Raw genomic sequence first — 24,771 nt, 5'->3', positions numbered from 1 at the left:
CCCTCCAGGACCGCCCGCCCCGCATCACCGACCCGTCGACCTGCCCCGCCCACCTACCGGAAGGACCCCGCGTGACCGCCACACCGCTCGTCGCCGTCACCGGAGCCGAGGGATTCATCGGCTCCCACCTCACCGAGGCGCTCGTGGCCTCCGGACACCGGGTGAGGGCCATGGCGCAGTACAACTCCTTCTCCAGCTACGGCTGGCTGGAGACCCTCGCCCCCGACGTCCTCGACCAGGTCGAGATCGTCCTCGGCGACGTCCGGGACCCGGGCTCCGTCCGGCACCTGGTGGAGGGCGCCGACTGCGTGTACCACCTGGCCGCGCTCATCGCGATCCCCTACTCCTACCGGGCGCCCCACAGCTATGTGGACACCAATGTCACCGGCACCCTGAACGTGCTGGAGGCGGTGCGCGCCGCGGGCACGCCCCGGCTGGTGCACACGTCCACCAGCGAGACGTACGGCACCGCGCGGACCGTGCCGATCACGGAGGACCACCCGATCAACACCCAGTCGCCGTACGCCGCGTCGAAGGCGGGCGGAGACCGGCTGGCCGACAGCTACCACGCCAGCTTCGACACCCCCGTGGTGACGCTGCGGCCCTTCAACACCTACGGTCCCCGGCAGTCCATGCGGGCGGTGATCCCCACCGTCATCGGCCAGGTGGCGGCCGGGGAGCGGACCATCCCCCTCGGGGACCTGCGTCCCACCCGGGACTTCACCTTCGTCAAGGACACCGCGCAGGCGTTCCTCGCGGTGGGCACCGCGCCCGCCGAGCGGGTCGTGGGCCGTACCTTCAACGCCGGCACCGGCGGCGAGATCTCGGTCGGCGACCTGGTGGCGCTGATCGGCAAGGTGATGGACAGCGCCCTCGACGTGCGGGAGGACGCCCAGCGGCTGCGTCCCGCGAACTCCGAGGTGATGCGCCTGGTCGCGGACGCGAGCCGACTGCGGGAGGCGACCGGCTGGGGGCCGGCGCACGACCTGGAGCAGGGGCTCGCGCGCACGGTGGAGTTCTTCCGCGACCCGGCCAACCTGGCCCGCTACAAGACCGGCATCTACAACATCTGACCACGACCGGCACGTTGACGAGGGGGAACCTCATGCACGCAGTGATCCTGGCCGGGGGCAAGGGCGTCCGGCTGCGGCCCTACACCACCGCGCTGCCCAAGCCGCTCGTGCCCATCGGCGACCAGCACGCCATCCTCGAGATCGTCCTGCGGCAGCTCGCCTCGGCCGGGTTCACCGGCTGCACGATCGCCATAGGCCACCTCGGTGAGATCATCCGCGCCTATGTCGGCGACGGCTCCCAGTGGGGCCTGACCGTGGACTACTCCACGGAGGAGAGCCCGCTGGGCACGATGGGGCCGCTGCTGACGATGCGCGAGCGCCTGCCGGAGAACTTCCTGGTGATGAACGGCGACATCCTCACCGATCTCGACTACGCCGACGTGCTGCGCCGGCACGAGGCCTCCGGTGCCCCGCTGACGATCGCCACGTACGCCCGCAAGGTGCACATCGACTTCGGGGTACTGACCACCGACGCCAGCAAGGTCGTCGCGTTCACCGAGAAGCCCAGCATGGACTACCGCGTCTCCATGGGCGTGTACGGGCTGTCCCGGTCGACCCTCGACGGCTACACGGCAGGCCTGCCCCTGGGCTTCGACGAGCTGGTGCTGGACCTGTTGCGGGCCGGCGACCCGCCGCACGCCTACGAGTTCGACGGCTACTGGCTCGACATCGGCCGCCCGGACGACTACGACCGCGCCAACGCGGAGTTCACCAGCCGCAAGTCCCTGCTGCTCAAGGGAGCCTGAGCACCGCATGCGCATCCTCGTTGTGGGCTTCACCGGCTATCTGGGCGCCCATGTCGCCGAGCGGCTCCGTGCCCTGCCGGGCACGCGGGTCCTCGGCGCCGGCCGCTCACCGGCCGCCGACGTGCCGGTCGACCTCGCCACCGACCCGGTCGACCGGCTCGCCCGGACCCTGGCGTCGGCGGCTCCCGACGCCGTCGTGAACTGCGCGGGCGCCACCGGCGGCGACGCGGTGACGCTCGCCGAGCTCAACGCCCGTGGCCCCGCCGTCCTGTGCGAGGCGCTGCGCCGGGCGCGCCCCGCGGCCCGCCTGGTCCATCTCGGCTCGGCCGCCGAGTACGGGCCGGGCGCGCCGCACGTCAAGGTGCCGGAGTCGGCGCCCACCCGCCCCCTCACCGCCTACGGGGCCACCAAGCTGGCGGGGACGGTCACGGTCGGCGCGTCCGGCCTGGACGCGGTGGTCCTGCGGGTCGGCAACCCGGTGGGGCCCGGCGCCCCGCCGACCGGTCTGCCCGGCCGGGTCGCCGCGCTGCTGCGCGAGGCGGGCCCGGGCCCGGACGCGGTGCTCCGGCTCGGCGACCTGTCGGCGTACCGGGACTTCGTCGACGTCCGCGACGTCGCGGGGGCGGCCGAACGGGCGGTGACCGCGACCGGCCCGTTGCCCGGGGTGCTCAACGTCGGCGGCGGGGACGCCGTGCCGGTGCGCGAAATGGTGCGGCTGCTGGCGCGGCGGGCCGGTTTCCGCGGGCGGATCGTGGAGCAGGGTGCCGGGTCCGTCCGTTCCGGGCAGGTGTCCTGGCAGTGCTCCGACATCTCCGCCGCGCGGGCCGCGCTCGGCTGGGAACCGTCGTACACCCTCGGTGACTCCCTGTCCGCGCTGTGGTCGGGCGGCTCACCGGCACCGTCCCTCCGCGCCGAAAGTGACGTCCCGTCGTGAGCCTGCTGATCCCGCTGTACGTCCACCCCGCCGAGGACCCGGGCGCCTGGCACCGCCTGATCACGGCGGCCGACCGCACGTACGGTGTCGTCCTGAACCCGGCGGACGGGCCGGGCGAGGCGCCCGACCCGGCGTTCACCGCGGCGGCCGGGGCGCTGCGCGCGGCGGGCGCCCGGCTGCTCGGCTACGTCGACACGGACTACGGCACCCGTCCCGCGGCGGAGGTCGTCGAGGACGCCCGGCGGCACCGGGAGTGGTACGCGGCCGACGGGTGCTTCCTGGACCGGGTGAGTGCCGCGAGGAGCGAACTGCCCGCCCACAAGGCACTGGTGCGCGTGCTGCGGCGGCAGGGCACGACGTGCGTCGTGCTGAACCCGGGGGTCCATCCGGCGCCCGGCTATGCCCGGCTCGCCGACCTGGTCGTCACCTTCGAGGGCCCCTGGTCCACCTACGTGTCGGCGTTCAGCCGGCCCGACTGGACGCGCCGGCACCCGCCCGAGCGGTTCTGCCACCTGGTGTACGGCGTGCCCGAGGCCCTCGCCCCGCTCGCCGTGCGCACCGCCCGCGAGCGGGGCGCCGCGGTCAGCGGGCCCGTGACGGGCGAGCCGCCCAACCCGTGGGCCCGGCTGACGCCCGTACTGACCGGGGCACGGCGATGAGGCGGGGGCCGGCCGCGCTGCTGACGGCCCTGCTCCTCGCGGTGGTGGCCGGCTGTGCGGGCGGCGGGGGCGGCGAGGACCGCGGGCCGGCGCCCGCGCCCCGCGGGGAACGGTGGCAGCCGCGCCCCGGGCTGGCCTGGCAGTGGCAGCTCGACGGCAGGGTGGATCCCTCGGCCGACGTACCGGTCTACGACATCGACGGCTTCGAGAACGACGCGGCGGACGTGGCCCGGCTCCACCGCGCCGGCCGCAAGGTGATCTGCTACGTCAACGTGGGCGCCTGGGAGAGCTTCCGCCCGGACAGGGACGACTTCCCCCGGGCGGTGCTGGGCGCGCCCAACGGCTGGCAGGGCGAGCGGTGGCTCGACATCCGCCGCATCCGGGTGCTCCGGCCGATCATGGAGCGGCGGTTCGACATGTGCCGGGACAAGGGGTTCGACGCGGTGGAGCCCGATCTGGTGGAGGGCTTCGGCAACGAGACCGGTTTCCCGCTCACGGCGCGGGACCAGCTCGCGTACAACCGCATGATCGCGGAGATCGCCCACGAGCGGGGCCTGTCCGTCGGCCTGAAGAACGACCTGCCGCAGATCCCGCAACTGGTGCACGACTTCGACTTCGCGGTCAACGAGGAGTGCGCGCAGTACGGCGAGTGCGAGCGGCTCACGCCGTTCATCGAGGCCGGCAAGGCGGTCTTCCACGTCGAGTACGCCGAGCCGACCGGCCGCTTCTGCCCGCAGTCGCGCCGGCTGGGGCTGTCCTCGATGCTGAAGAAACCGGAGCTCGGGGTCTGGCGCCGGGCCTGCTGACCACGGGGTGCGGCAGGATGGAGCCATGAGCGTAGTCAAGATCAACGTACTGACCGTGCCGGCCGAGCAGCGCGAGACGCTGGAGAAGCGCTTCGCCTCGCGTGCCCACGCCGTGGAGAACTCCGACGGCTTCGAGTGGTTCGAGCTCCTGCGCCCCGTCGAGGGCACCGACACCTACCTCGTCTACACGCGGTGGCGCGACGAGGCGTCCTTCCAGGCCTGGATGGAGGGCCCCATGAAGACGGCGCACCAGGGCGGCGCGGAGGGCGGCGAGCGTCCCCGGCCGGCGGCGAGCGGCTCCACCCTGTGGTCGTTCGAGGTGGTGCAGCAGGCGGCTCCGAAGGGCGCGTGACCGCGGCGCCGGCGCCCGCGACCGGATTCGGCCGCGGGTGCCGGCGCCGTCGCGTCAGCCCAGCTCGACGAGGAGGTCGCCGCCCTCCACCTGCTGGATGCGGTTGATGGCGAGCCTGCCGACGGTGCCGGACCTGGGCGCGGTGATGGTGGCCTCCATCTTCATCGCCTCGATCGTGGCCACGGTGGCACCGGCCTCCACCGCGTCGCCCTCCGCGACGGCGAGGGTCACCACGCCGGCGAACGGCGCCGCCACATGGCCGGGGTTGGCCCGGTCGGCCTTCTCGGTGACCGGGACGTCGGAGGCCGCCGCGCGGTCGCGGACCTGGATGGGCCGCAGCTGGCCGTTGAGGGTCGACATCACGGTGCGCATGCCCCGTTCGTCGGCGTCGCCGATGGCCTGCAGCTCGATGAGCAGACGGACGCCCGGGTCGAGGTCGACCGTGTACTCCTTGCCCGGGCGCAGCCCGAAGAAGAAGTTCTTGCTGTCCAGGACGCTGGTGTCGCCGAAGGTGCCGCGGTGGGCGTCGAACTCGCGCGCCGGGCCGGGGAAAAGCAGCCGGTTGAGCGTCGCCCGGCGGTCCTTGGCCAGCCCGGTGCGGTCGTCGGCGCCCAGCTCGGCCACCGGCTTCGCCTCGGCGCGGCCCCGCAGCGCCTTGCTGCGGAACGGTTCGGGCCAGCCGCCGGGCGGGGTGCCGAGCTCGCCGCGCAGGAACCCGATGACGGAGTCGGGAATGTCGAAGCGGTCGGGGTCCGCCTCGAAGTCCGCCGGGGAGACACCGGCGCCCACCAGGTGGAGGGCCAGGTCGCCGACCACCTTGGAGGAGGGCGTGACCTTCACCAGCCGGCCCAGCATGCGGTCGGCGGCGGCGTACATCGCCTCGATGTCCTCGAAGCGGTCGCCGAGACCCAGTGCGATGGCCTGCGTGCGCAGGTTGGAGAGCTGGCCGCCGGGGATCTCGTGGTGGTAGACGCGGCCGGTCGGCGAGGCCAGGCCCGCCTCGAAGGGTGCGTAGACCTTGCGGACGCTCTCCCAGTAGGGCTCCAGGTCGCCGACGGCCTGGAGGTCGAGGCCGGTGGGCCGCTCGGTGTGGTCGGTGGCGGCGACGATCGCCGACAGCGAGGGCTGCGAGGTGGTGCCCGCCATGGACGCCACCGCCCCGTCCACCGCGTCGGCGCCCGCCTGGATCGCGGCGAGGTAGGTGGCGAGCTGGCCGCCGGTGGTGTCGTGGGTGTGCAGGTGCACCGGCAGGTCGAACTCGCGGCGCAGCGCGGACACCAGGGTGGCGGCTGCCGGTGCGCGCAGCAGGCCGGCCATGTCCTTGACGGCCAGCACGTGGGCGCCCGCGTCCACGATCTTCTCGGCGAGCCGCAGGTAGTAGTCGAGGGTGTAGAGCCGCTCCGACGGGTCGGACAGGTCGGCGGTGTAGCACAGGGCCACCTCCGCGATCGACGTGCCGGTCTCGCGTACGGCGTCGATGGCGGGCCGCATCTGGTCGACGTCGTTGAGGGCGTCGAAGATGCGGAAGATGTCGATGCCGGTGGCCGCCGCCTCCTGTACGAAGGCGTCGGTGACCTCGGTCGGGTACGGGGTGTAGCCCACGGTGTTGCGTCCGCGCAGCAGCATCTGGAGGCAGATGTTCGGCACCGCCTCGCGCAGGGCTGCCAGCCGCTCCCACGGGTCCTCGGCGAGGAAGCGCAGGGCGACGTCGTAGGTGGCGCCGCCCCAGCACTCCAGGGACAGCAGCTGCGGCAGGGTGCGGGCGACCACGGGGGCGACGGCGAGCATGTCCTTGGTGCGCACCCGGGTGGCGAGCAGCGACTGGTGGGCGTCGCGGAACGTGGTGTCGGTGACGCCGATGGCGGGCGATTCGCGCAGCCGGCGGGCGAAGCCCTCGGGGCCGAGCTCGGTGAGCAGCTGCCGGGAACCGGCCGGGGGTTCACCGGCGGGCAGCGGCGGCAGCTTGGTCAGCGGGTCGGGCAGTTCGGGGCGTTCGCCGTGCGGCTTGTTGACCGTGACGTCGGCGAGGTAGGTCAGCAGCTTCGTGCCGCGGTCGGCGGAGTGCCGGGCGGTGAGCAGGTGCGGGCGCTGCTCGATGAACGACGTGGTGACCTGCCCGGCCTGGAAGTCGGGGTCGTCCAGCACCGCCTGGAGGAAGGGGATGTTGGTGGCGACGCCCCGGATGCGGAACTCGGCCACGGCCCGCCGGGCGCGGTTCACGGCGGTGGCGAAGTCCCGGCCCCGGCAGGAGAGCTTGACCAGCATCGAGTCGAAGTGCGCGCTGATCTCCGTACCGGCGTGGGTGGTGCCGCCGTCGAGGCGGATGCCCGAGCCGCCGGGCGAGCGGTAGGCGCTGATCGTGCCGGTGTCCGGGCGGAAGCCGTTGGCGGGGTCCTCGGTGGTGATGCGGCACTGGAGGGCGGCGCCCCGCAGGGTGATGTCCTCCTGGGCGAGACCGAGGTCGGCCAGCGTCTCCCCGGCGGCGATGCGCAGCTGGGACTGGACGAGGTCGACGTCGGTGACCTCCTCGGTCACGGTGTGCTCGACCTGGATGCGCGGGTTCATCTCGATGAAGACGTGGTTGCCGTCCCGGTCGACGAGGAACTCCACGGTGCCGGCGTTGCGGTAGCCGATCTGCCGCGCGAAGTTCACGGCGTCCGCGCAGATCCGCTCGCGCAGCCGCGGGTCGAGGTTGGGGGCGGGCGCCAGCTCGATCACCTTCTGGTGGCGGCGCTGCACCGAGCAGTCCCGCTCGAACAGGTGGATGACTTCGCCCTGGCCGTCGGCGAGGATCTGGACCTCGATGTGCCGGGGTTCGACGACCGCCTTCTCCAGGAAGACCGTGGAGTCGCCGAAGGCGGACGCGGCCTCGCGGGACGCGGCCTCGATGGCCTCGCGCAGCTGCGCCGGTTCCTCGACGCGGCGCATGCCTCGTCCGCCGCCGCCCGCCACGGCCTTGACGAACACGGGGAAGCCGATGCCGTCGGCGGCGCGGACGAGTTCGTCGACGTCGGTGGAGGGGGCGGAGGAACCCAGGACCGGCACTCCGGCCTCGCGGGCGGCGGCCACGGCGCGGGCCTTGTTCCCGGTCAGCTCCAGGATCTGCGCGCTCGGGCCGACGAACGTGATGCCCGCCTCCTCGCACGCCCGGGCCAGCTCGGGATTCTCGGACAGGAACCCGTAGCCCGGATAGACCGCGTCCGCCCCCGCGCGGCGTGCCGCGCGGACGATCTCGTCGACGGAGAGGTAGGCGCGCACCGGGTGCCCCGGTTCGCCGATCTCGTACGCCTCGTCGGCCTTCAGCCGGTGCAGCGAGTTGCGGTCCTCGTGGGGGAAGACCGCGACGGTGCGCGCGCCCAGCTCATAGCCGGCGCGGAACGCGCGGATCGCGATCTCGCCGCGGTTGGCGACCAGCACCTTGCGGAACATGGTGGATCCCTTCGACCTGCCGGTGACAAAAGACCATGGTGTCGGTGGCACCGCCGGTACGCCATGTGAGCCGGGCCACTCCGGATCCTCGTCCGGCGCTCCGGTTTCCTCAGCGGACTCTGTCGGCTTTCTTAAGGCTTCTTGAAGATGACCTTCGAGGTGCCGTATCGGCACCGTGCCCGCCCTAGGCTCTCGGCAACCCCCCACAGTCCCGGTGGGCGCCCAGGCGCCCACCGGGGTCTCCTACGCCGACCGACAAGCCGAGGTGTCCTGCGCATGGGTTCCCGCCGAGCCGCCCGCCCCGCCCGTTCCCACGCACGTCCCCACCGCGGACTGCGGAAGCGCGGCACCGTGCTGGTGCTCGGCGTCGCCGTCACGGCGGGGGTCGGGATCACGCTGGCCGTCTCCGGCGGCGACGACGGCAGGCCGGCGGACCGGGTCACGACGAGCGCCGCCGGTGAGGGGCCGAACGTCGAGGAGGCGGCGGGGGGCGCGGCGGCGCCGGTCTCCCCGTCGGCGAGCCCGGGCGTCACGGCGAGCGCCTCGCCCCGGGTGAGTGCCACGCCCGGCGGCGAGCCGTCGGGGACGGCGAGCCCGTCCGCCGGGCGGACGAAGAAGACCGGCCCCGTGTCCACCGCTCCGGCCCGGACCACGGTGAAGAGCGGCTCCGGTCATGCCGCCGGCGGAGGCGCCGGCACGGGGTCCGGCAGCGGCTCGGGGTCGGGCTCGGGGTCGGGCTCGGGGTCGGGAGCCGGTTCGGGCTCGGGCTCGGGTTCCGGCGGGGCGGGCGGGGCCGAGGCGCAGGTCCTCGCGCTCGTCAACGAGGAGCGGGCCTCGGCCGGCTGCTCGCCGGTCACCGCGAACGACCGGCTGACCCGGGCCGCCGACGACTACAGCGACGTCATGGCCGCGAGCGGGGTGATGTCCCACACCGGTCCGGACGGCTCCACCATGACGAGCCGCGTCGAGGCGGCCGGCTACGCGTGGTCCACGCTGGGCGAGAACATAGCCAGGGGGCAGTCCGACGCCGCCTCGGTGATGGAGTCCTGGATGAACAGCCCCGGGCACCGGGCGAACATACTCAACTGCTCCTTCAAGGAGCTGGGGGTCGGCGTGCACTTCGGCGACGGCGGTCCCTGGTGGACGCAGGACTTCGGCGCGGGCCGCTGACGCCGGTCAGCGGCCCCCTCCGGCGAGCACGAACGACACCCGCACCCTGGCGCCGCCGAGCGGTGCGCGGGTGATCGTCAGCTCGCCGTCCGCCGCGCGGGCCGCCCGGGCCACGATGTCCAGGCCCAGTCCGGTGGAACCGCCGACACTGACGCCCCGGGTGAGCGCGGCCCCGGGATCCGCGACGCCCGGGCCGGCGTCGTCCACGGTGAGGAGCACGTGACGGTCGGCGCGTTCCACTCGGACCGCGAAGCCGGTGCCCTCGGGGGTGTGCCGGAAGACGTTGCCGATCAGGGCGTCGACGACGGCCGCCAGGTCGTCCTCGGGGAAGGCGACCGGCGTGGGGCGCGGGGTCAGGGAACGCTCGTAGGGGCGGCCCTGCTGGGTGGCGAGGACCGACCAGAAGTCCAGGCGCATCGCGACCACCTCGGCCGCGTCGCAGGGTTTCGCCGTGCCGGTTCCGCGGCCGGGCTGCGCGGCGGCCAGGGGCGTGCGGGCGGCGGCGATGATCGAGTCGAGTTCGCTCTCCAGCTGGCCGGCCGCCTCGGCGACCCGCCGGGCACCGGCCGTCGCGCCCATCCGGTCGGCCTCCAGGTACAGCGCGGTCAGCGGGGTGCGCAGCCGGTGGGAGAGGTCGGCGACCAGTTCGCGTTCGACGGCCAGCAGGTCGACGACCCGGTCGGCCATGGTGTTGAACGCCACGCCGGCCTCCTGCAGCTCGGGCGGGCCGTCCGGTTCCACGCGGACCTCCAGGTCGCCCGATCCGAGGGCCAGCGAGGCTCGCTTCAGGCTCCGGGAGGACCGGACGACGCGGGCGCCGAGCCGGTCGGCGACCAGCACCGAGCCACCGACCAGGCCGAGCGCGAGCAGCGCCATCACGCCCCAGGAGGCGGCCACGCCGCGGGTGAGGTCCGCCGACGGCACGTGGGCCTCCACGACGGCGACCCGGTCGCCGCGCAGGACGACGGGCTGGAGGTAGACCCAGCCGTCGGCGGTGTCCACGGCGAGTGTCTCGCGGCCGCTCACGGCCCGGTCGAGCGCCTCCTCGGGCGCGTGCGGGGTACCGACGAAGTTGCCGTCGGGCAGCCGCACGGCCAGCTGGTCGGAGGAGTCGAGTTCGGTGACGGCCTGCTGCACGTCCGCGCGCCGGGTGGTGAGGGCGAGCACCGGGGAGAGTGCGGCGGCCCGCTGCTCGGCGGCGGTGGTGACGCGGTCGCGGGCCTGTTCACGGACGAGGAGCGCGAGCGGGACGAGGAAGGACAGGGCCACCATCGAGGTGACGGCGAGGGCGATACCGGCGAGGGCGCGTCTCATGGCGAGCTGACCAGTTTGATGCCGATGCCGCGCACGGTCTGCAGGTAGCGGGGCTTGCGGGCCTTCTCGCCCATCTTGCGGCGGAGGGCGGAGAGGTGGACGTCGACCGTCTGGTCCTCCAGATACGGCTGCTGCCACACCTCGGTGAGTATCCGCTGTCTCGAGATGACCTGGTCGGCGTGGGCGGCCAGGTAGGAGAGCAGGTCGAACTCACGGCGGGTCAGGGGAAGTTCGCGGTCCGCGAGATGGGCGGTGCGGGCGGTGGGGTCGATGCGCAGGTCGGCGATCCGCAGGACGGGCGGCGGCGCGGCGCGGTTGCCGGCGGGCGCCGACCGGCGGAGCACGGCGGCGAGGCGGGCCGCGAGCTGGCCGCCCGAGAACGGCTTCACCAGGTAGTCGTCGGCGCCGGCGTTGAGCAGCCGGATGATCTCGGTCTCGTCGTCCCGCGCGGTGGCGACCAGCACGGGGACGCGGGAGATGCCCCGGATCATACGGAGCACGTCCAGGCCGTCGAGATCGGGCAGCCCCAGATCGAGGACCACGATGTCCGGCGGAGTCCGGGTGATCTCGCGCAGCGCCTCGAAACCCTGGTGAGCGGTCTTGACCGCGTAGCCGTGTCCGGTCAGCACCTCTATCAGCGCGGTCCGGATCACGGGGTCGTCCTCGACGACGAGTACACAGGCCATGGGCAGGCACGTTAGCCGGTCCGTCACTATGGTGTCGTGTCCCGCCTCCTGCGCTACCTGATCATCTGGCTGTCGTGCACGGCCGCCAGCATCACGGCCGTCATCATCACGATCCACTTCGTGGTGGGCTCGACCCGGCCCACCGCGCCGGTGGCGCAGTCGGCGCCGCAGGACCTTCCGGTGCCGCCGCGGCCGACGCCGTCGCCGAGCGCCAAGCCCTCCCCCAGTCCTTCGCCCACCGTGGAGAAACCCCGCCCGGCCCCCTCCCGTACCCGCGAGGAGCCGCGCGAGCCGAGCCCCGCGCCGACGACGCCGACCGCCCCCGCGACCACCCGGCAGCCCCCGGCGGGCGGGGGCGAGCGGGGGTGCGAGGAGGACGGTTCGGGCGTCTACACGGTGCCGTCGGAGGGCGGCAGGGTGACCGTGCGCTTCGGCAGCGGCGGGGTGTGCCTGGTGTCGGCGGTGCCGGAGCAGGGATTCACGGTCAGCACGAGCCAGAGCGCGGCCGAGACGCTGACGGTGACCTTCTCGGCGAGCCGCCACCGGTCGGAGATCACCGCGACGACCGAGCCGCGCAGCCAGGCCAGTGTGCGCGAGGTCTCGTTCTGACCTGTCGCGCGCGTTCGGTGCCGGCCGGCCGGCCGGAGGGGGGCCTCCGGACGGCCGGGGAGGGCGGGTCCGGTCAGGCGGTGGCGCAGGCCCCGCCGTTGAGGCTGAACGCGGTCGGGGCGGTGTTCGCGGCGCCCTTGCGGGCGGTGAACCCGAGGGTGACGGTCCCGCCTGCGGGGATGGTGGAGGTGTAGGAGGCGGGGGCGACGCTCACCGCGCCGGCGTTCTGGGTGGGAGTGCCTCCCCACATGTTGGTGATGCTCTGGCCGTCGGCGAAGGCGAAGGCGAGCGTCCAGGTGCCGAGGGGTGCGGCGCCGGTGTTGCGGATGGCGATCTCGCCCTGGAAGCCGCCCGGCCACTCGCCCACGACGCGGTATCCGACCGAGCAGGTGGCGCCGGGGGTGCCGCCCCCGTTCGTCGTGACGTCCACGGTCGCGGAGCGGGCCGAGCGGTTGCCCGCCGCGTCGCGGGCGCGGACGGCGAAGGAGTAGGCGGTGCCCGGGGTGAGGCCGGTCAGGGTGGCGGTGCCGGTGGTGCTCGTGGCGACCGTGGTCTCGGTGCCGCCGGCGACGCGGACCACCTCGTAGCCGGTGACGCCGACGTCGTCGGTGGCCGCGGTCCAGGCGAGGGTGACGGACGTGCCCGTCACGGAGGCCACGGTCGGGGTGCCGGGGGCGGTGGGGGCCTGGGTGTCCTCCGGGGCGCCGTCGCCGTAGACGGTCGCTTCCTTCGCGGTCCGTGCTATGCCGTCGGCGCCGTGGAAGACGCGCTCGCCCCAGGCGCTGAGGCGGCCGGGGTCGAAGCCGGTCGCGAGGTCGAGGACCGGGTCGGTGTTGCCGCTCCAGGACCAGGCGAGGTAACCGAGGCCCAGTTGCTCGGCGGTGGCCATCATGGTGTCCTCGTCGGGGTCGCCGTACTGGTCGGCGGGGCCGCCGAACTCGCCGATGACCAGGGGCAGTCCGGCGTCGGTGAAGGCGTGCAGGTAGTCGGTGATCTCCTGGGCGGTGTCGAAGACGCTGTACATGTGGATGGAGAAGAGCAGGTTGCCGGTGGGATCGGCGTCGCGGACGGTGCGGGCGTTGTCCCGCATGACGCCCTGCCAGTCCTGGCCCCAGTTGGGCGCGTCCACCATGATCGTGTGCTCGAGGCCGGCGGCGCGCAGCTTCTTGACGGCCGCGACGGTGGGCGCGGTCCAGCCGGCCGGATCGGTGTTGCCCCAGGGCTCGTTGCCGATGTTGACGACGACGTGGCCCTCCTCGCCGGCGAGCACGTCCTTCAGCCCGATCCAGTAGTCGGCGGCGTGATCGAGCGTGCCGGCCGCCGCGTCCTCGCCGTAGCCGGTGGTGTCGTGCACCTCCAGGACGCAGATCAGCCGGTTGGCCTTGCACTGGCCGATGACGGCCGCCACGTCCGCCGGGCCGTTCTCGCTCCAGCGGTGGCCGTCGGACAGGACGACCCGGACGGTGTTGGCGCCGAGCGCCTTGATGTCGGCCAGCGACCGGGTCTCTCCCGGGTACCAGGTGTGGGCGTGGTTGACCCCGCGCATGACGAAGTCGTTGCCGTCGGCCTCCAGCAGCCGGCCGCCGCTGATGTGCAGACCGGCGGTGACGGGGGCCGGGGGCGGGGCGGCCTGCGCGACGGCGGGGCACAGGGCACCGACGACGGCGATACCGACCAGGGCCGCCAGTGCGGCCCAGAGGCGGGGCACGGGGTTGCTGCGGAGAGCGGTTCCTGTTGTTCTCACGGCGACTCCAGGGGCGTGAGGGAAGGGTGACGCGGACACAGCCATATGGGAGCGCTCCCATAAACGCATTGGGTCGCGTACACGTCAAGACGTCGTGCGTACGGCGCCCCGTCCGGTCACTTCCTCCACGGCACCTGCCACGGCCCCGCGGACGGGCGCGTCCCCGGTCCACCGGGCCGTGGCGCGGCGCTTCACGGCCGCAGGTGCTCCAGTACCGCGCTCATCGCCCGGCGGACGGCGTCGCGCGACTCGTCGGTCGGGTCCCGCGTCTCGAAGCCGTGGTGGCCGTGCGGCACGTCGACCACCTCCACGCGGGCCCCGCAGTCCCGGGCCGCGGCCAGGAACTCCTCGACGCCGGCGGCGATCTCGGGCATCTCCAGGCCCACCCGGGTGAGGACCACGGGCAGCCCGCCGGCCTTCGTCACCGCGCGCACCGGGTGGAACCGGGTGCCGGACATCCCCCAGTTCGGCAGGGGAGCCAGGACCGGGTAAGTGGCCGCGAGGCAGCGCAGCCAGGGCGGGGGCGCGTCCAGCCAGTCGGCGGTGATGAGCCCGCCGCCCGAGAGGAACCACAGCGCGACGCGGTCCGCGTCCACCCGGGGGTCGGCCCGGATCCGCTCCACCGCGCCGGCCACGTCCGCGGCGGCCCGCTCGTAGTCGGCGAGGTCGTGCAGCCGGTGGGCGACGACCGCGCCCACCACTCCGTTGACGGCCGCGAACCCGGCGTACCCGGTCAGCGCGGGCCAGTCCCTCGGGCCCGGCCGGGCGTCGGCGGGTACCGGGCCGCCGTGCACGAACACCACCGCGGGGCGCGGACCGTCGGCGTCGGGCAGGTAGAGGTCGACGTTCCCCGTCCGCTCCGCGGTGACCACGGGCAGGTCCAGCAGGAACGGCCTCAGGTGGGCGGGCGGTTCGGCCGGGCCGGCCGGCTCCAGTCGGTGTCCCTCGCCGGCGGCGGCCCGCAGCAGCACGTCCGCCAGGCGGTCGGGGCAGGACAGCATCGGCCAGTGCCCGGTGGCGAGTTCGAAGAAGGTCACCCGGGGATCGACGAGGGCTCGCAGGGCGGGATCGCCCATGCCCGCCAGCATCCGGACCATCTCGATGCTCGCGCCGTTGCCGGTGCACAGGACGCCGGTGGTGGGCACCCCGGTCACCGCGCCGGTCAGCCGGAGCGGCTGGAGCAGGGTGCCGAGCGGCTGCGGGGCGGCGAGGGCGGTGAGCCGGTCCAGCGCGGCGTCGGCGAGGCCCGCCGTGCTGCCCCAGCGCTCCCACTCGTCCCGGGCCGGAGCCGGCAACTCCCCCTCGGGGTCCGCTCCCCCGCCCCCGGCACGCGCGGCCAGCCGCTCGCGCAGCGCCCCGTCGGGTACGGCGGCCAGGGCCGGGACGCCGTCCCGCGGCATCGCCGAGTCCAGGTACACGATCCGGTCGATCCGCTCCGCCCGCCGGCCGGCGGCACCGAGCGCGGGGTGGATGCCGTAGTCGTGGCCGACCAGCACGATCCGCCCCCCGTCTTCCTGCCCGCCGTCCCCCGTCGCTCCGTTCTCCGGTCCGACCGCGTCGATCACCGCGAGGACGTCCGCGATGTGCGTCTCCAGGTCGGTGCCGGCCGCCGCGCCGCCGGGCGGCCCGTCGAGGCCGGTGAGGGGCACCGGATACGCCCCGGCGCCCGCGGCGGTCAGGTGCGCCACGGTCTCCTCCCACACGTGTGTGCCGGTGAACATGCCCGGCACGAGGACGAACGCGGTCATGGTGTCTCCTCCGTACGCGATCGCGCGGACCGCGGTCCGCTGCTCGTCCGCGGACCGGCCCGGCCGGCCGTCCGCGCCCGCCGGTACGGTAGGAACTCCCCCTGAGGGAGGTTCAAGTGTTCACTTCGCGCGACGGACTGTGCGGCATCGGCGAGCTCGCCGAACGGGCGGGCGTCTCGGTCAAGACCGTCCGCTTCTACTCCGACCGCGGCCTGCTGCCGGAGGCCTCCCGCAGTGCCGGCGGGCACCGGCGGTACGGCCCGGAGGCGCTCGGCCGGCTGCGCCTCATCCGCTCGCTGCGCGCCCTCGGACTGGCCGTGCCGGAGGTGCGCCGCGTGCTCGACGAGGAGGACGGGGCGAGCGGCGTACTGGAGGACGCCGTCGCCGGACGGCTGCGGGAAGTAGGCTCCGAGCTCAGGGCGTTGCGCTGGCGGGAGGCCGCGCTGCGGCTGGTGCAGGAGTGTCCGCCCGGGGAGCGGGCCGACCGGCTGCGGCTGGTCGGCGCGGTGGCCGCTCCACCGAGCACGGCGCCGCTGGTCCGCTTCTGGCGCGGCTGGCTGCCGCCGCGGATGCCTGCGCGGTCGACCGCCGCGTTCCTGGAGGTGGCGGTGCCCCAGCCGCCCGACGACCCGGCCCCCGCCCAGGTCCTCGCCTTCGCCCGGCTCAACGCCCTCACGCTCGCCCCCTGCCAGGGCACCGCCCAGCCGCAGCCCGAGGCGCACCGGGCCTCCGGGACAGGCGGTGCCGCGGTGCTGTACGCGGGACTGGCCGAGGCCTACGAGCTGGCGGGGGTACGGCTGCGCCGGGGCGCCGGCCCGCACGCGGGTGAGGCCCTGGACTGCTTCGTGAGCGCCTACACGAGCGCGTACGGCGTCCGCGACACCCCGGACTTCCGCCGTCTGCTGGCCCGGCAGCTCGCCTCGGACCCGCGCATCGACCGCTACTGGGAGCTGGTGGCCGAGGTGATCACCCGGCCGGGCGCCCGGCCGGAGCCGACGCCCGGTGCCGCGCACGACTGGCTGCTGGCCGCTCTGGAGGCGCAGACCGCGACCGCGGCGGCCTGAGCGGCCGGCCCGTGTGAGGTCCGGTCAGGGGACGTCGCCCCGCCAGTCGAAGCGGCGGGGGTCGCCCGGCCTGGGCCCGTAGGCGGACCGGCCTCCCGGACCGTAGCGGCCTATCTCCGTCGCCAGGGTGACGCCCCGGCCGCGCTCGTCCTCGGCGAGGTCCGTGACGTCCAGCAGCAGACCGTCCAGCGGGCCGCCGACCAGCTGCGCGTACGCGCGTCCCGGCCGCGGCCCGGGGCTCTCGTGGTCGGCGCCGTAGACCCGGCCTCGCATGAACTCCACCTCATCCATGACGAGCAGCCTCGCATCCGCCACTGACAACGCGCGACGCCCGGGCCGGCGGAAGGCCGGCCCGGGCGTCGCGGTCGTCAGACCAGGTCGAAGCGGTCGAGGTTCATGACCTTGACCCAGGCGGCGACGAAGTCGTGCACGAACTTCTCCTTCGCGTCGTCGCAGGCGTAGACCTCCGCGAGGGCGCGCAGCTCGGAGTTGGATCCGAAGACCAGGTCGGCGCGGCTGCCGGCCCACTTGACCTCGCCGGTGACCGCGTCACGGCCCTCGAACGCGGTCTGGTCCTCGGACGTCGCCTTCCACGTCGTGCCCAGGTCGAGCAGGTTGACGAAGAAGTCGTTGGTGAGCGAGCCGGGCGTCCGGGTGAAGGCACCGAGCTGGGACTGCTGGTGGTTGGCGCCCAGGACCCGCAGGCCACCGACCAGGACGGTCATCTCGGGCGCGCTCAGGGTGAGCAGGTTGGCCCGGTCGAGCAGCAGGTACTCGGCCGGCAGCCGGTTGCCCTTGCCGTAGTAGTTGCGGAAGCCGTCGGCGGTCGGCTCGAGCGCCTCGAAGGACTCGGCGTCGGTGTGCTCCTCCGTGGCGTCCACACGGCCCGCGGCGAACGGCACCTCCACCTGGAACCCGGCCTCCTTCGCGGCCTTCTCGACGGCGGCGGAGCCGCCCAGGACGATCAGGTCGGCCAGGGAGACCTTCCTGGCGCCGGAGTTGAACTCCCGCTGGACGCCCTCCAGGACCCGCAGGACCTGCGCCAGCTCGTCGGGCTCGTTGACCTCCCAGCCGCGCTGCGGCGCCAGGCGGATGCGGGCGCCGTTGGCCCCGCCGCGCTTGTCGCTGCCGCGGAAGGTGGACGCCGAGGCCCACGCGGTGGACACCAGCTGCGAGACGGACAGACCGGACTCGAGGAGCTTGGTCTTCAGGGTCGCGACGTCCTCGGCGCCGATGGTCTCGCCCTCGGCCTCGGGCAGCGGGTCCTGCCACAGCAGGGTCTCCTCGGGGACCTCCGGGCCGAGGTAGAGGGACTTCGGTCCCATGTCGCGGTGGGTCAGCTTGTACCAGGCGCGGGCGAAGGCGTCCGCGAACTCCCCGGGGTTCTCGTAGAAGCGGCGGGAGATCGGCTCGTAGACCGGGTCGAAGCGCAGCGACAGGTCGGTGGTGAGCATCCTCGGACGGTGCTTCTTCGACGGGTCGTGCGCGTCGGGGACGATCTCCGGGGCGTCCTTGGCCACCCACTGGTTGGCGCCGGCCGGGCTCTGCTCGAGCTCGTACTCGTACTCGAAGAGGTTCTTGAAGAACCCGTCGCCCCACTGGGTCGGGGTCGTGGTCCAGGTGACCTCCAGGCCGGAGGTGATGGCGTCCGCGCCCTTGCCCGTGCCGTGGGTGCTCCGCCAGCCCAGACCCTGCTCCTCCATGGAGGCGGCCTCGGGGTCGGCGCCGACGGCGTCGGCCGGACCGGCGCCGTGGGTCTTGCCGAAGGTGTGTCCGCCGGCGATCAGCGCGACGGTCTCCTCGTCGTTCATCGCCATGCGGCGGAACGTCTCACGGATGTCGCGGGCGGCGGCGAGCGGGTCCGGGTTGCCGTTGGGGCCCTCCGGGTTGACGTAGATCAGGCCCATCTGGACCGCGCCCAGCGGATTCTCCAGCTCGCGGTCGCCGGTGTAGCGGCGGTCGTCGAGCCAGGTGGTCTCGGGGCCCCAGTAGACGTCCTCCTCCGCCTCCCAGACGTCGGCGCGGCCGCCGGCGAAACCGAAGGTCTCGAAGCCCATCTGCTCCAGGGCGACGTTGCCGGTGAGGACCAGCAGGTCGGCCCAGGAGATGCTCTGGCCGTACTTCTTCTTGACCGGCCACAGCAGGCGGCGGGCCTTGTCGAGGTTGCCGTTGTCGGGCCAGCTGTTGAGCGGGGCGAAGCGCTGCTGGCCAGCCCCGGCGCCCCCGCGGCCGTCGCTGATGCGGTAGGTGCCCGCGCTGTGCCAGGCCATCCGGACCATCAGCGGGCCGTAGTTGCCGAAGTCGGCGGGCCACCAGTCCTGCGAGGTGGTCAGCACCTCGGCGATGTCGCGTTTTACGGCGGCCAGGTCGAGGGCCTTGAACGCCTCGGCGTAGTCGAACTCCTCGCCCAGCGGGTTGGCCACGGCGGGGTTCTTCGCGAGGATCTTCAGATTGAGCCGCTCCGGCCACCACTGACGGTTCCCGCCGCCCTGGGTCGGGTGGGCGGCGCGGTTGTGGGCGACCGGACAGCCACCCGACTCCTCGGTCTTGGCGTCGGTCACGATGGCGTCGTGGTTCTCGGACATGGGTTCCTTCCGAACGGGGCGGTTCACGGTGCGGGGGACGTACGGGGGGTGGAGCAGTCGGGGCACAGGCCCCGGTAGACGACCTCGGCCTCGTCGATCGCGAAGCCGTGGTCGTCGGACGCGGTCAGGCAGGGTGCCTCGCCGACGGCGCAGTCGACGTCGGCGAGGGCACCGCACGACCGGCACACGACGTGGTGGTGGTTGTCCCCGACACGCCCTTCGAACAGGGCCGGGCTGCCGGGCGGTTGGATGCGCCGGACTAGCCCGGCCGCGGCGAGGGCGTGCAGGGCCTCGTACACGGCCTGGAGGGACACGTGGCCCACCCGGTCGCGCACCCCGGAGGCGAGCGCCTCCACGCCGAGGTGATCGCCCGCCCGGACGGTCTCGAGCAGCGCGACACGGGCGGCGGTCACCCGCAGTCCTGCCCCGCGCAGTTCCTCGGCTGTGGCCGTGCTCCGGGAGGCGGTCATGGCGGTGAACCTACTCCGGTAAACCGGAGGTCCTCAAGGAAACGAACGATTCCATTCGGAGGACGGCCGCGAAGGGGCTGCCCGGAGAACGGGGAACGGACCGCGGGTGGCGACGCGGCCGTCCCTTGCCGCGCCGCCATGCCCCGCACCATCCCGCGTGGGCGGGTACCCGCGGACCGCCCCGCCCACGCATCCACCGTGAGGGCGGACGATCGTGGTAGACAACGTGCGTGGTGGGCACTGGCTCAGGACATGCCGCGACCGGCACAGCGCGACGACAGGAATGAGTGGCCCGTGCTTTTGAAAACGTTCCGCTGGGCGTTCGCCGTCACTGCCCTCGGCCTCGCCGCGGGGGTCCTCTACGACGGCTGGACCGCCCTCGGCCTGGTGGCCATCCTGGCCGTCCTGGAGATCTCGTTGTCCTTCGACAACGCGGTGATCAACGCCGGGATCCTGAAGAAGATGAACGCCTTCTGGCAGAAGATCTTCCTCACCGTCGGCATCCTGATCGCCGTCTTCGGCATGCGCCTGGTCTTTCCGGTCGTCATCGTGGCCATCAGCGCCCGGCTGAGTCCATGGAACGCCGTCCACCTCGCGCTCACCGACAAGGACCGCTACCAGCAGCTGGTCACGGACGCCCACCCGTCGATCGCCGCGTTCGGCGGCATGTTCCTGCTGATGATCTTCCTGGACTTCATCCTGGAGGACCGGGACATCAAGTGGCTGGGCGCCCTCGAACGGCCGCTGGCGAAGCTCGGCAGGGTCGACATGCTCTCGGTCTGCGTCGCCCTGATCGTGCTGCTGGTCTCCTCCATGACCTTCGCCGCGCACGCCCACCAGCACGGTGGCACCCATGCCGACAAGGCGCAGACGGTGCTGGTCTCCGGGATCGCCGGTCTGATCACCTACATGGTCGTCCGCGGCCTCTCCGGGTACTTCGAGAACCGGCTCGAGGCGGAGGAGGAACGCGAGCACGAGGCCGAGGAGGAGGCCGAGCGCTCCGGCGGGGCCCGCCCGGCGGTCGCCCTGACCGGCAAGGCCGCGTTCTTCATGTTCCTCTACCTGGAGGTCCTGGACGCGTCGTTCTCCTTCGACGGTGTCATCGGCGCCTTCGCCATCACCAACGACATCGTCCTGATGGCCCTCGGCCTCGGCATCGGCGCCATGTACGTGCGGTCCCTGACCGTCTACCTGGTCCGTCAGGGCACGCTGGACGACTACGTCTACCTGGAGCACGGCGCGCACTACGCCATCGGCGCCCTCGCCGTGATCCTCCTCGTGACCATCCAGTACCAGATCAGTGAGATCGTCACCGGTCTCATCGGCGTGGTTCTGATCGGCTGGTCCTTCTGGTCCTCCGTGCGCCGCAACAAGGCGCTCGCCGACGCGGGCTGACGGCGTACTGCGTTCTCGCGGTGCCGGCGGTCGTCCCGGCGTCCGTCGCCCGGCGCCCGCGCCCGCGCCGTTCAGGAGACGGTGGCCGGCGGCGGGGTCCAGCGGTGGGTGCGGGGCGCACCGCGGACGCCGTACTCCTTCTTCAGCTGCTCGGGGATCGCGTAGTGCATGACGCGTCCGCGGGTGAGGGAGGACAGTTCGAGGACCGTGGTGAGGTGACCGAGCCGGTCCAGTGCCCAGGCGCCGAGCGGTGAGCGGTCCTCGATCGTCTCCAGCACGCCGAGGAGGTGCGGGGCCGCCTTGACGAGGGTGTCCCACGGGGTGCGGGGCACCTCGAGCCAGTCGGCGCAGGTGTCGCCGACGAGGTGGCGGATCAGGGCGGAGACGACCGGGTCGAAGAGGGTGCCGGGGACGACCTCCTCGTAGAGGTCGATGAGCTGCCGGGTCAGGTGCGTGCCCTCCTCGGAGGGGCCCATGTGGCGCACCATGTACAGGTCGAGGAACTGCCGTGCCTCCTCGAGCGTGCGGGGCACGGCGTCCTGGTCGACGCCGAGGATGGCGCCGACCACCCGCCAGGCGTAGAAGTAGGCGTCGGCTCCCTCCTCGGACAGGTGGATGCCGAGTCGGTGCAGGCTGTCCAGGACGAGCAGGGAGAAGAACATCTGCCCGCCGATCATGTCCTCCTGGCAGATCGGCACGCCGAGGGTGTCGGAGTCCCAGCGGTTCTCCCGCTTCAGGTGGTGGCGGATCGCGGCGTGCAGCAGGCGGACCTTCTGGGCGGCCGGGATGAAGCGGCCGCCCGCCTCGAAGGCGTCGGGCTGCATCAGGTACACGGTGAACTGGCCGGTCTCCGCCATCCGTTTGGAGGGATAGCTCAGCCCGTGGGTGGCCGACAGCAGCCTGGCCACGTGCGGGACGAGGTAGCAGGCGGGCATGGACGCGAAGGACAGGGCGGTGGAGATGTGCACGTTGTTGTCGATGAAGAACAGCCGGGCCTTCTCCATCTCGGCCCAGTCCACCCAGTCCGGCGGGGTGCCGGTCACCCGGAGGTACTCCCGGGCCACTCCGGGAAGTCCGGCGGGCAGTTCCTGGCCCGCGGTGGAGACGTAGCGCATCAGGGAGTTGAACTTGCCGACCTCGCCGCGTTCGAAGAGGGTGGCGACGACGGCGTCGGCCAGTTCGTCGCCGTGGCGGCGCAGGGCGTCCATCGACGTCTCGGTGAAGGTCATCACGGTCTCCTCGGCTCGGTGCGGCTCGGCTCGGCGTGGCAGGGGGTGAGGGACGGCAGGCCGTCGGGCGGGTCAGTGGACGCGGTCGGTCGCCCGCCGGGCGAGGTCGTGCAGGGCCCGGCGCGCACCCGGTGACACTTCGACGTCGTCCAGGGCACGGGTGGCCGCTTCCACCCGGGTGAGGATCATCCGCTCGATGCGCTGCGGGGCCCCCAGTTCCCGCATGAGGTCGCGGACGTCCTCCAGGTGGCTCCCGTCCAGGTCGCGCCGGCCCAGCACCCGGCGCAGCCGTTCCCGCTGGGCGGTGTCGGCGGACCGCCAGGTCTCGGCGAGCAGCGCGGTGGGCCGGTGGGTGCGCAGGTCGTCCAGGGCGGCCTTGCCGGTGCGGTCCGGGTCGCCGAACAGGCCCAGCAGGTCGTCGCGGAGCTGGAAGGCCTCGCCGAGCGGCAGACCGTAGGCGGAGTAGCCGTCGCGCAGTGCCCGGGAGGCGCCGGCGAGCAGTCCGCCGAGGAGCAGCGGGTGCTCGACGGTGTACTTGGCGGTCTTGTAGCGGACGACCTTCAGGGAGGTACCCGTGTCCGGCCGGCCGCCGGTGTGCAGGATCTCCAGGCACTCGCCGGCGACGAGTTCGCGGGCGAGCCCGGCCCACAGGCCCCGGGCGCGGGCGAGGTAGGCGGCAGGCAGGCCGCAGTCGGTGAAGAGCCGGCCCGCGAGGGCCATCAGGTGGTCCCCGACCAGCAGGGCCAGGGAGCGGGCGGCGGAGCGGACCCGGTCGCGGTCGTCACCGGCTCCCCGCGCGGTGGTGCCGAGGGACGTCTCCAGGGCGACGTGGGCCGTGGGCCGGCCGTGGCGCAGGGCACTGTCGTCGATGAGGTCGTCGTGGACGACGGCCGCGGCGTGCACCAGTTCCATGGAGGCCGCCGCACGCAGCAGGGCGTCGCTGTCGGGCTGGCCGGCCGCACGCCAGCCCCAGTAGCAGAAGGCGGCACGCAGCCGTTTGCCGTGTCCGGCCGCGACGCGCAGTTGTCCGGCCACGGGAGCGAGGGCCTCGTCGATCGCCATGAGCTCGTCCGCCTCCTGCGCGAGGAAGCCGCGCAGCACGCCGTCGACGCGTGTCCGGAAGGCGGCCGGGTCCCAGCGGTCAGACATCGACGTCCTCGGCGGCGCGCCGCGCCAGCACGTGCCGGGCCAGCACCTCGAGGTGGGCGGGCGGCACGCCGGTGCAGCGGTCCAGGGCCAGCCTGCCCCGCGCCCGCAGGTCCCGGTCCGCCTCCCGCACCAGGTCGGCGGTGTCGGAGCGGCGCAGCAGCCCTCGCAGCGCGCCCATCGCCGAGCCCGCCGTGCTCACCGCCAGATCCGCGATTCCGGCGACCAGCAGCACCGCCTGGTCCTCCCGGTCCGAGCCGCGCGGCGTCGCGTGCGTCATGGTTCTCCCCCAGTGGTGGCGTCTTCATGGATGTGCCTGGTCGGCGGCGCATCCGTTCCGATCATGACGGCGGCCCCGGGGCCGGGGGTCCCCGAATCCTCCTACGAGGGACACGGGGAACAGGTGTCAGGGGCGGGCGGCGAGGGCCGGGCCGGTCACCTGTCCCGCTCGATGCTCCACAGCGGCAGCCGCTCGAAGAAGGCGACCGCCTCCTCGCGCCGGCGCGGGCGCCAGCCGGACGCCACGAGCGCGGCCTGCTCCGCGCAGCGCCGCATGTCCGCCCGCATGCCGTCGGCCACTCCGTGGCGTTCGCCGATCTCCCGGACGGCGGCGACGGTCCGGGGTGTGCAGTCCGGGTCGCCGAGCGCCTCCGCCACCACCGCGCGCTCCGTGCCGCTCACGGCGGACAGCAGGCGGGCGACGGTGTAACTGCGCCTCCCCTCGCGGAGGTCGGTGCCGGTCGGCTTGCCCATGACCGCCGCGTCGCCGAACAGGTCGAGGTAGTCGTCGCGCATCTGCCCGCAGATGCCGACCAGCCGCGCGTAGCGGCGCAACTCGGCGTCGTCGGCGTCCGGTTGTTCGCCCGCGGCCAGGAGTCCGAGGCGCAGCGGGGCGAGGACCGAGTAGCGGGCCGACTTGTGGTCGGCGACGTCGTGCAGAACCTCCTCGTCGGGCTCCGCGGGGCCGAAGTCGCGTTCCAGGTCGGCGATCTGGCCGACGAAGGTGTCGGTCGCGGCCCGGACCTGGACCTCGGTCATGGCCCGGCGCAGCCCGGCCGGGAGCCCGGCGTCGAGGAGCACCCGCAGCGAGAGGGCGAGTGCGAGGTCGCCGGCGAGGACGGTGAGCCCGAGCGCGGCCCGCGGGTGGCGGGGGAACCGCTCCCGGTAGGCGTAGTAAGTGGAGGGGCCGCCCCGGCGGGTGGCGCTGTCGTCGATGAGGTCGTCGTGCACCAGGCCGTGCGTCTGGAGCAGTTCGATGCTCAGTGCGGCGGCGTTCAGCGCCTCGGCCGGCGTGTCGTCGCGTACCAGACGCGCGGCCTCGTGCAGCAGCACGACCCGCATCCGCTTGCCGCCGCGCAGGGACAGGTCGCGCAGGAGTTCCAGGCAGTCCGGGGTGAAGCGGCTGAAGGCCGGCGTGTCCAGTGTCGTGCCCAGTGTGTCGAAGAACTCCGCGAAGAGCGTGCTGAACTCGCGCTCGTACCGTGCGGCGCGGTCCAGTGGCTGCTCGGTCATGGCGAAGTCCTCCGTGTGGGTTCGGTGCGAAAGCGACATGCGCGCGACCGGGGTCGGCAACACGCCGGTCATTGTCCGTCACTTGCGGTCGGCCGGTGCA

22 protein-coding genes are annotated in these 24,771 nt (G+C 73.5%); 10 read left to right on the top strand and 12 right to left on the bottom strand.

From position 1 onward, the window contains the following. Positions 1-71 precede the first annotated feature (71 nt). The 6 genes from ACFWJB_RS22985 to ACFWJB_RS22960 are packed head-to-tail and all read left to right on the top strand — an operon-like array spanning position 72 to position 4,570. Complete coding sequence (locus tag ACFWJB_RS22985) at positions 72-1,073, top strand: SDR family NAD(P)-dependent oxidoreductase (RefSeq protein ID WP_386924443.1); 1,002 nt, start codon at positions 72-74, stop codon at positions 1,071-1,073. A gap of 32 nt (positions 1,074-1,105) precedes the next feature. Continuing rightward, positions 1,106-1,819 carry an NDP-sugar synthase gene (locus tag ACFWJB_RS22980; protein WP_385473231.1) on the top strand — a complete coding sequence of 238 codons (714 nt, stop codon included), beginning with the start codon at positions 1,106-1,108 and terminating at the stop codon, positions 1,817-1,819. A 7-nt stretch (positions 1,820-1,826) separates the two neighbouring features. Beyond that, on the top strand, positions 1,827-2,753 hold the full coding sequence (locus tag ACFWJB_RS22975; RefSeq protein ID WP_386924441.1) for an NAD-dependent epimerase/dehydratase family protein: 927 nt from the start codon (positions 1,827-1,829) through the stop codon (positions 2,751-2,753). After that, complete coding sequence (locus tag ACFWJB_RS22970) at positions 2,750-3,412, top strand: spherulation-specific family 4 protein (protein ID WP_385473601.1); 663 nt, start codon at positions 2,750-2,752, stop codon at positions 3,410-3,412. The genes ACFWJB_RS22975 and ACFWJB_RS22970 overlap by 4 nt, the downstream gene beginning before the upstream one ends. Then, on the top strand, positions 3,409-4,218 hold the full coding sequence (locus tag ACFWJB_RS22965; protein WP_385473603.1) for an endo alpha-1,4 polygalactosaminidase: 810 nt from the start codon (positions 3,409-3,411) through the stop codon (positions 4,216-4,218). Before ACFWJB_RS22970 ends, ACFWJB_RS22965 begins: the two co-directional genes overlap by 4 nt. A 25-nt stretch (positions 4,219-4,243) precedes the next feature. After that, positions 4,244-4,570, top strand: coding sequence for an antibiotic biosynthesis monooxygenase family protein (locus ACFWJB_RS22960; protein WP_385473605.1), 327 nt, complete (start codon positions 4,244-4,246; stop codon positions 4,568-4,570). Positions 4,571-4,624: 54 nt separating this feature from the next. Here ACFWJB_RS22960 and ACFWJB_RS22955 read toward each other — a convergent pair whose 3' ends face one another. After that, positions 4,625-7,999: a pyruvate carboxylase gene (locus ACFWJB_RS22955; protein WP_386924438.1), complete on the bottom strand. Its 3,375-nt coding sequence runs from the start codon at positions 7,997-7,999 to the stop codon at positions 4,625-4,627. Positions 8,000-8,275: 276 nt separating this feature from the next. Between ACFWJB_RS22955 and ACFWJB_RS22950 the strand changes: the two genes are divergently transcribed. Further along, positions 8,276-9,169, top strand: coding sequence for a CAP domain-containing protein (locus ACFWJB_RS22950; protein ID WP_386924436.1), 894 nt, complete (start codon positions 8,276-8,278; stop codon positions 9,167-9,169). Positions 9,170-9,175: 6 nt separating this feature from the next. Here the strand turns inward: ACFWJB_RS22950 and ACFWJB_RS22945 are convergent, their stop codons facing one another. Together ACFWJB_RS22945 and ACFWJB_RS22940 are read right to left on the bottom strand one after the other, a co-directional pair. Continuing rightward, complete coding sequence (locus tag ACFWJB_RS22945) at positions 9,176-10,483, bottom strand: ATP-binding protein (RefSeq protein WP_386924434.1); 1,308 nt, start codon at positions 10,481-10,483, stop codon at positions 9,176-9,178. Continuing rightward, positions 10,480-11,169 (bottom strand): response regulator transcription factor, encoded by a 690-nt coding sequence (locus tag ACFWJB_RS22940; protein ID WP_385472934.1) that lies wholly within the window; start codon positions 11,167-11,169, stop codon positions 10,480-10,482. The genes ACFWJB_RS22945 and ACFWJB_RS22940 overlap by 4 nt, the downstream gene beginning before the upstream one ends. Before the next feature lie 36 nt (positions 11,170-11,205). On the opposite strand from ACFWJB_RS22940, the gene ACFWJB_RS22935 reads away from it, so the two are divergent. Further along, a complete protein-coding gene (locus ACFWJB_RS22935; RefSeq protein ID WP_386924432.1) occupies positions 11,206-11,778 on the top strand; it encodes a hypothetical protein in 573 nt (190 codons plus the stop codon). A 73-nt stretch (positions 11,779-11,851) separates the two neighbouring features. On the opposite strand, the gene ACFWJB_RS22930 is transcribed toward ACFWJB_RS22935, so the two are convergent. Both ACFWJB_RS22930 and ACFWJB_RS22925 read right to left on the bottom strand, forming a co-directional pair. Beyond that, positions 11,852-13,522, bottom strand: coding sequence for a cellulase family glycosylhydrolase (locus ACFWJB_RS22930; protein ID WP_386924430.1), 1,671 nt, complete (start codon positions 13,520-13,522; stop codon positions 11,852-11,854). A 191-nt stretch (positions 13,523-13,713) separates the two neighbouring features. After that, entirely contained in the window at positions 13,714-15,270 is a 1,557-nt protein-coding gene (locus ACFWJB_RS22925; RefSeq protein WP_386924428.1) for an alpha/beta fold hydrolase, read from the bottom strand. Positions 15,271-15,386: 116 nt separating this feature from the next. Between ACFWJB_RS22925 and ACFWJB_RS22920 the strand changes: the two genes are divergently transcribed. Then, complete coding sequence (locus ACFWJB_RS22920; protein WP_386924426.1) at positions 15,387-16,334, top strand: MerR family transcriptional regulator; 948 nt, start codon at positions 15,387-15,389, stop codon at positions 16,332-16,334. A 24-nt stretch (positions 16,335-16,358) separates the two neighbouring features. On the opposite strand, the gene ACFWJB_RS22915 is transcribed toward ACFWJB_RS22920, so the two are convergent. The 3 genes from ACFWJB_RS22915 to ACFWJB_RS22905 all read right to left on the bottom strand — a co-directional run bounded on the left by ACFWJB_RS22915 (position 16,359) and on the right by ACFWJB_RS22905 (position 19,389). Then, positions 16,359-16,625: a hypothetical protein gene (locus ACFWJB_RS22915; protein WP_385472940.1), complete on the bottom strand. Its 267-nt coding sequence runs from the start codon at positions 16,623-16,625 to the stop codon at positions 16,359-16,361. A 77-nt stretch (positions 16,626-16,702) separates the two neighbouring features. After that, positions 16,703-18,919, bottom strand: a complete 2,217-nt coding sequence (gene katG, locus ACFWJB_RS22910) for a catalase/peroxidase HPI (protein ID WP_386924424.1) — start codon at positions 18,917-18,919, stop codon at positions 16,703-16,705. A gap of 23 nt (positions 18,920-18,942) precedes the next feature. Further along, positions 18,943-19,389: a Fur family transcriptional regulator gene (locus tag ACFWJB_RS22905; RefSeq protein ID WP_385472330.1), complete on the bottom strand. Its 447-nt coding sequence runs from the start codon at positions 19,387-19,389 to the stop codon at positions 18,943-18,945. A gap of 294 nt (positions 19,390-19,683) precedes the next feature. Between ACFWJB_RS22905 and ACFWJB_RS22900 the strand changes: the two genes are divergently transcribed. Then, complete coding sequence (locus tag ACFWJB_RS22900) at positions 19,684-20,784, top strand: DUF475 domain-containing protein (RefSeq protein ID WP_385472327.1); 1,101 nt, start codon at positions 19,684-19,686, stop codon at positions 20,782-20,784. A 71-nt stretch (positions 20,785-20,855) separates the two neighbouring features. On the opposite strand, the gene ACFWJB_RS22895 is transcribed toward ACFWJB_RS22900, so the two are convergent. The 4 genes from ACFWJB_RS22895 to ACFWJB_RS22880 all read right to left on the bottom strand — a co-directional run bounded on the left by ACFWJB_RS22895 (position 20,856) and on the right by ACFWJB_RS22880 (position 24,671). Beyond that, positions 20,856-22,013, bottom strand: coding sequence for an oxygenase MpaB family protein (locus tag ACFWJB_RS22895; protein ID WP_385472324.1), 1,158 nt, complete (start codon positions 22,011-22,013; stop codon positions 20,856-20,858). Between the two features lie 72 nt (positions 22,014-22,085). Further along, positions 22,086-23,162, bottom strand: coding sequence for a polyprenyl synthetase family protein (locus ACFWJB_RS22890; RefSeq protein WP_386924421.1), 1,077 nt, complete (start codon positions 23,160-23,162; stop codon positions 22,086-22,088). Further along, positions 23,155-23,439 carry a polyprenyl synthetase gene (locus ACFWJB_RS22885; RefSeq protein ID WP_386924419.1) on the bottom strand — a complete coding sequence of 95 codons (285 nt, stop codon included), beginning with the start codon at positions 23,437-23,439 and terminating at the stop codon, positions 23,155-23,157. Before ACFWJB_RS22885 ends, ACFWJB_RS22890 begins: the two co-directional genes overlap by 8 nt. A 155-nt stretch (positions 23,440-23,594) precedes the next feature. Continuing rightward, positions 23,595-24,671, bottom strand: a complete 1,077-nt coding sequence (locus tag ACFWJB_RS22880) for a polyprenyl synthetase family protein (RefSeq protein ID WP_386924417.1) — start codon at positions 24,669-24,671, stop codon at positions 23,595-23,597. Positions 24,672-24,771 lie beyond the last annotated feature (100 nt).

The sequence above is a fragment of the Streptomyces sp. NPDC127100 genome, assembly GCF_042724095.1.
Classification (GTDB): domain Bacteria; phylum Actinomycetota; class Actinomycetes; order Streptomycetales; family Streptomycetaceae; genus Streptomyces.
Note: the sequence above shows the minus strand (reverse complement) of the source record. Positions and strands in the feature narration are given on the sequence as shown.

Coding starts and splice junctions, on each gene's coding strand:
- ACFWJB_RS22940 (WP_385472934.1), bottom strand. CDS start 11,169: ATGGCCTGTGTACTCGTCGTCGAGGACGACCCCGTGATCCGGACCGCG.
- ACFWJB_RS22960 (WP_385473605.1), top strand. CDS start 4,244: ATGAGCGTAGTCAAGATCAACGTACTGACCGTGCCGGCCGAGCAGCGC.
- katG (WP_386924424.1), bottom strand. CDS start 18,919: ATGTCCGAGAACCACGACGCCATCGTGACCGACGCCAAGACCGAGGAG.
- ACFWJB_RS22905 (WP_385472330.1), bottom strand. CDS start 19,389: ATGACCGCCTCCCGGAGCACGGCCACAGCCGAGGAACTGCGCGGGGCA.
- ACFWJB_RS22980 (WP_385473231.1), top strand. CDS start 1,106: ATGCACGCAGTGATCCTGGCCGGGGGCAAGGGCGTCCGGCTGCGGCCC.
- ACFWJB_RS22880 (WP_386924417.1), bottom strand. CDS start 24,671: ATGACCGAGCAGCCACTGGACCGCGCCGCACGGTACGAGCGCGAGTTC.
- ACFWJB_RS22895 (WP_385472324.1), bottom strand. CDS start 22,013: ATGACCTTCACCGAGACGTCGATGGACGCCCTGCGCCGCCACGGCGAC.
- ACFWJB_RS22945 (WP_386924434.1), bottom strand. CDS start 10,483: ATGAGACGCGCCCTCGCCGGTATCGCCCTCGCCGTCACCTCGATGGTG.
- ACFWJB_RS22890 (WP_386924421.1), bottom strand. CDS start 23,162: ATGTCTGACCGCTGGGACCCGGCCGCCTTCCGGACACGCGTCGACGGC.
- ACFWJB_RS22965 (WP_385473603.1), top strand. CDS start 3,409: ATGAGGCGGGGGCCGGCCGCGCTGCTGACGGCCCTGCTCCTCGCGGTG.
- ACFWJB_RS22955 (WP_386924438.1), bottom strand. CDS start 7,999: ATGTTCCGCAAGGTGCTGGTCGCCAACCGCGGCGAGATCGCGATCCGC.
- ACFWJB_RS22975 (WP_386924441.1), top strand. CDS start 1,827: ATGCGCATCCTCGTTGTGGGCTTCACCGGCTATCTGGGCGCCCATGTC.
- ACFWJB_RS22885 (WP_386924419.1), bottom strand. CDS start 23,439: ATGACGCACGCGACGCCGCGCGGCTCGGACCGGGAGGACCAGGCGGTG.
- ACFWJB_RS22915 (WP_385472940.1), bottom strand. CDS start 16,625: ATGGATGAGGTGGAGTTCATGCGAGGCCGGGTCTACGGCGCCGACCAC.
- ACFWJB_RS22925 (WP_386924428.1), bottom strand. CDS start 15,270: ATGACCGCGTTCGTCCTCGTGCCGGGCATGTTCACCGGCACACACGTG.
- ACFWJB_RS22950 (WP_386924436.1), top strand. CDS start 8,276: ATGGGTTCCCGCCGAGCCGCCCGCCCCGCCCGTTCCCACGCACGTCCC.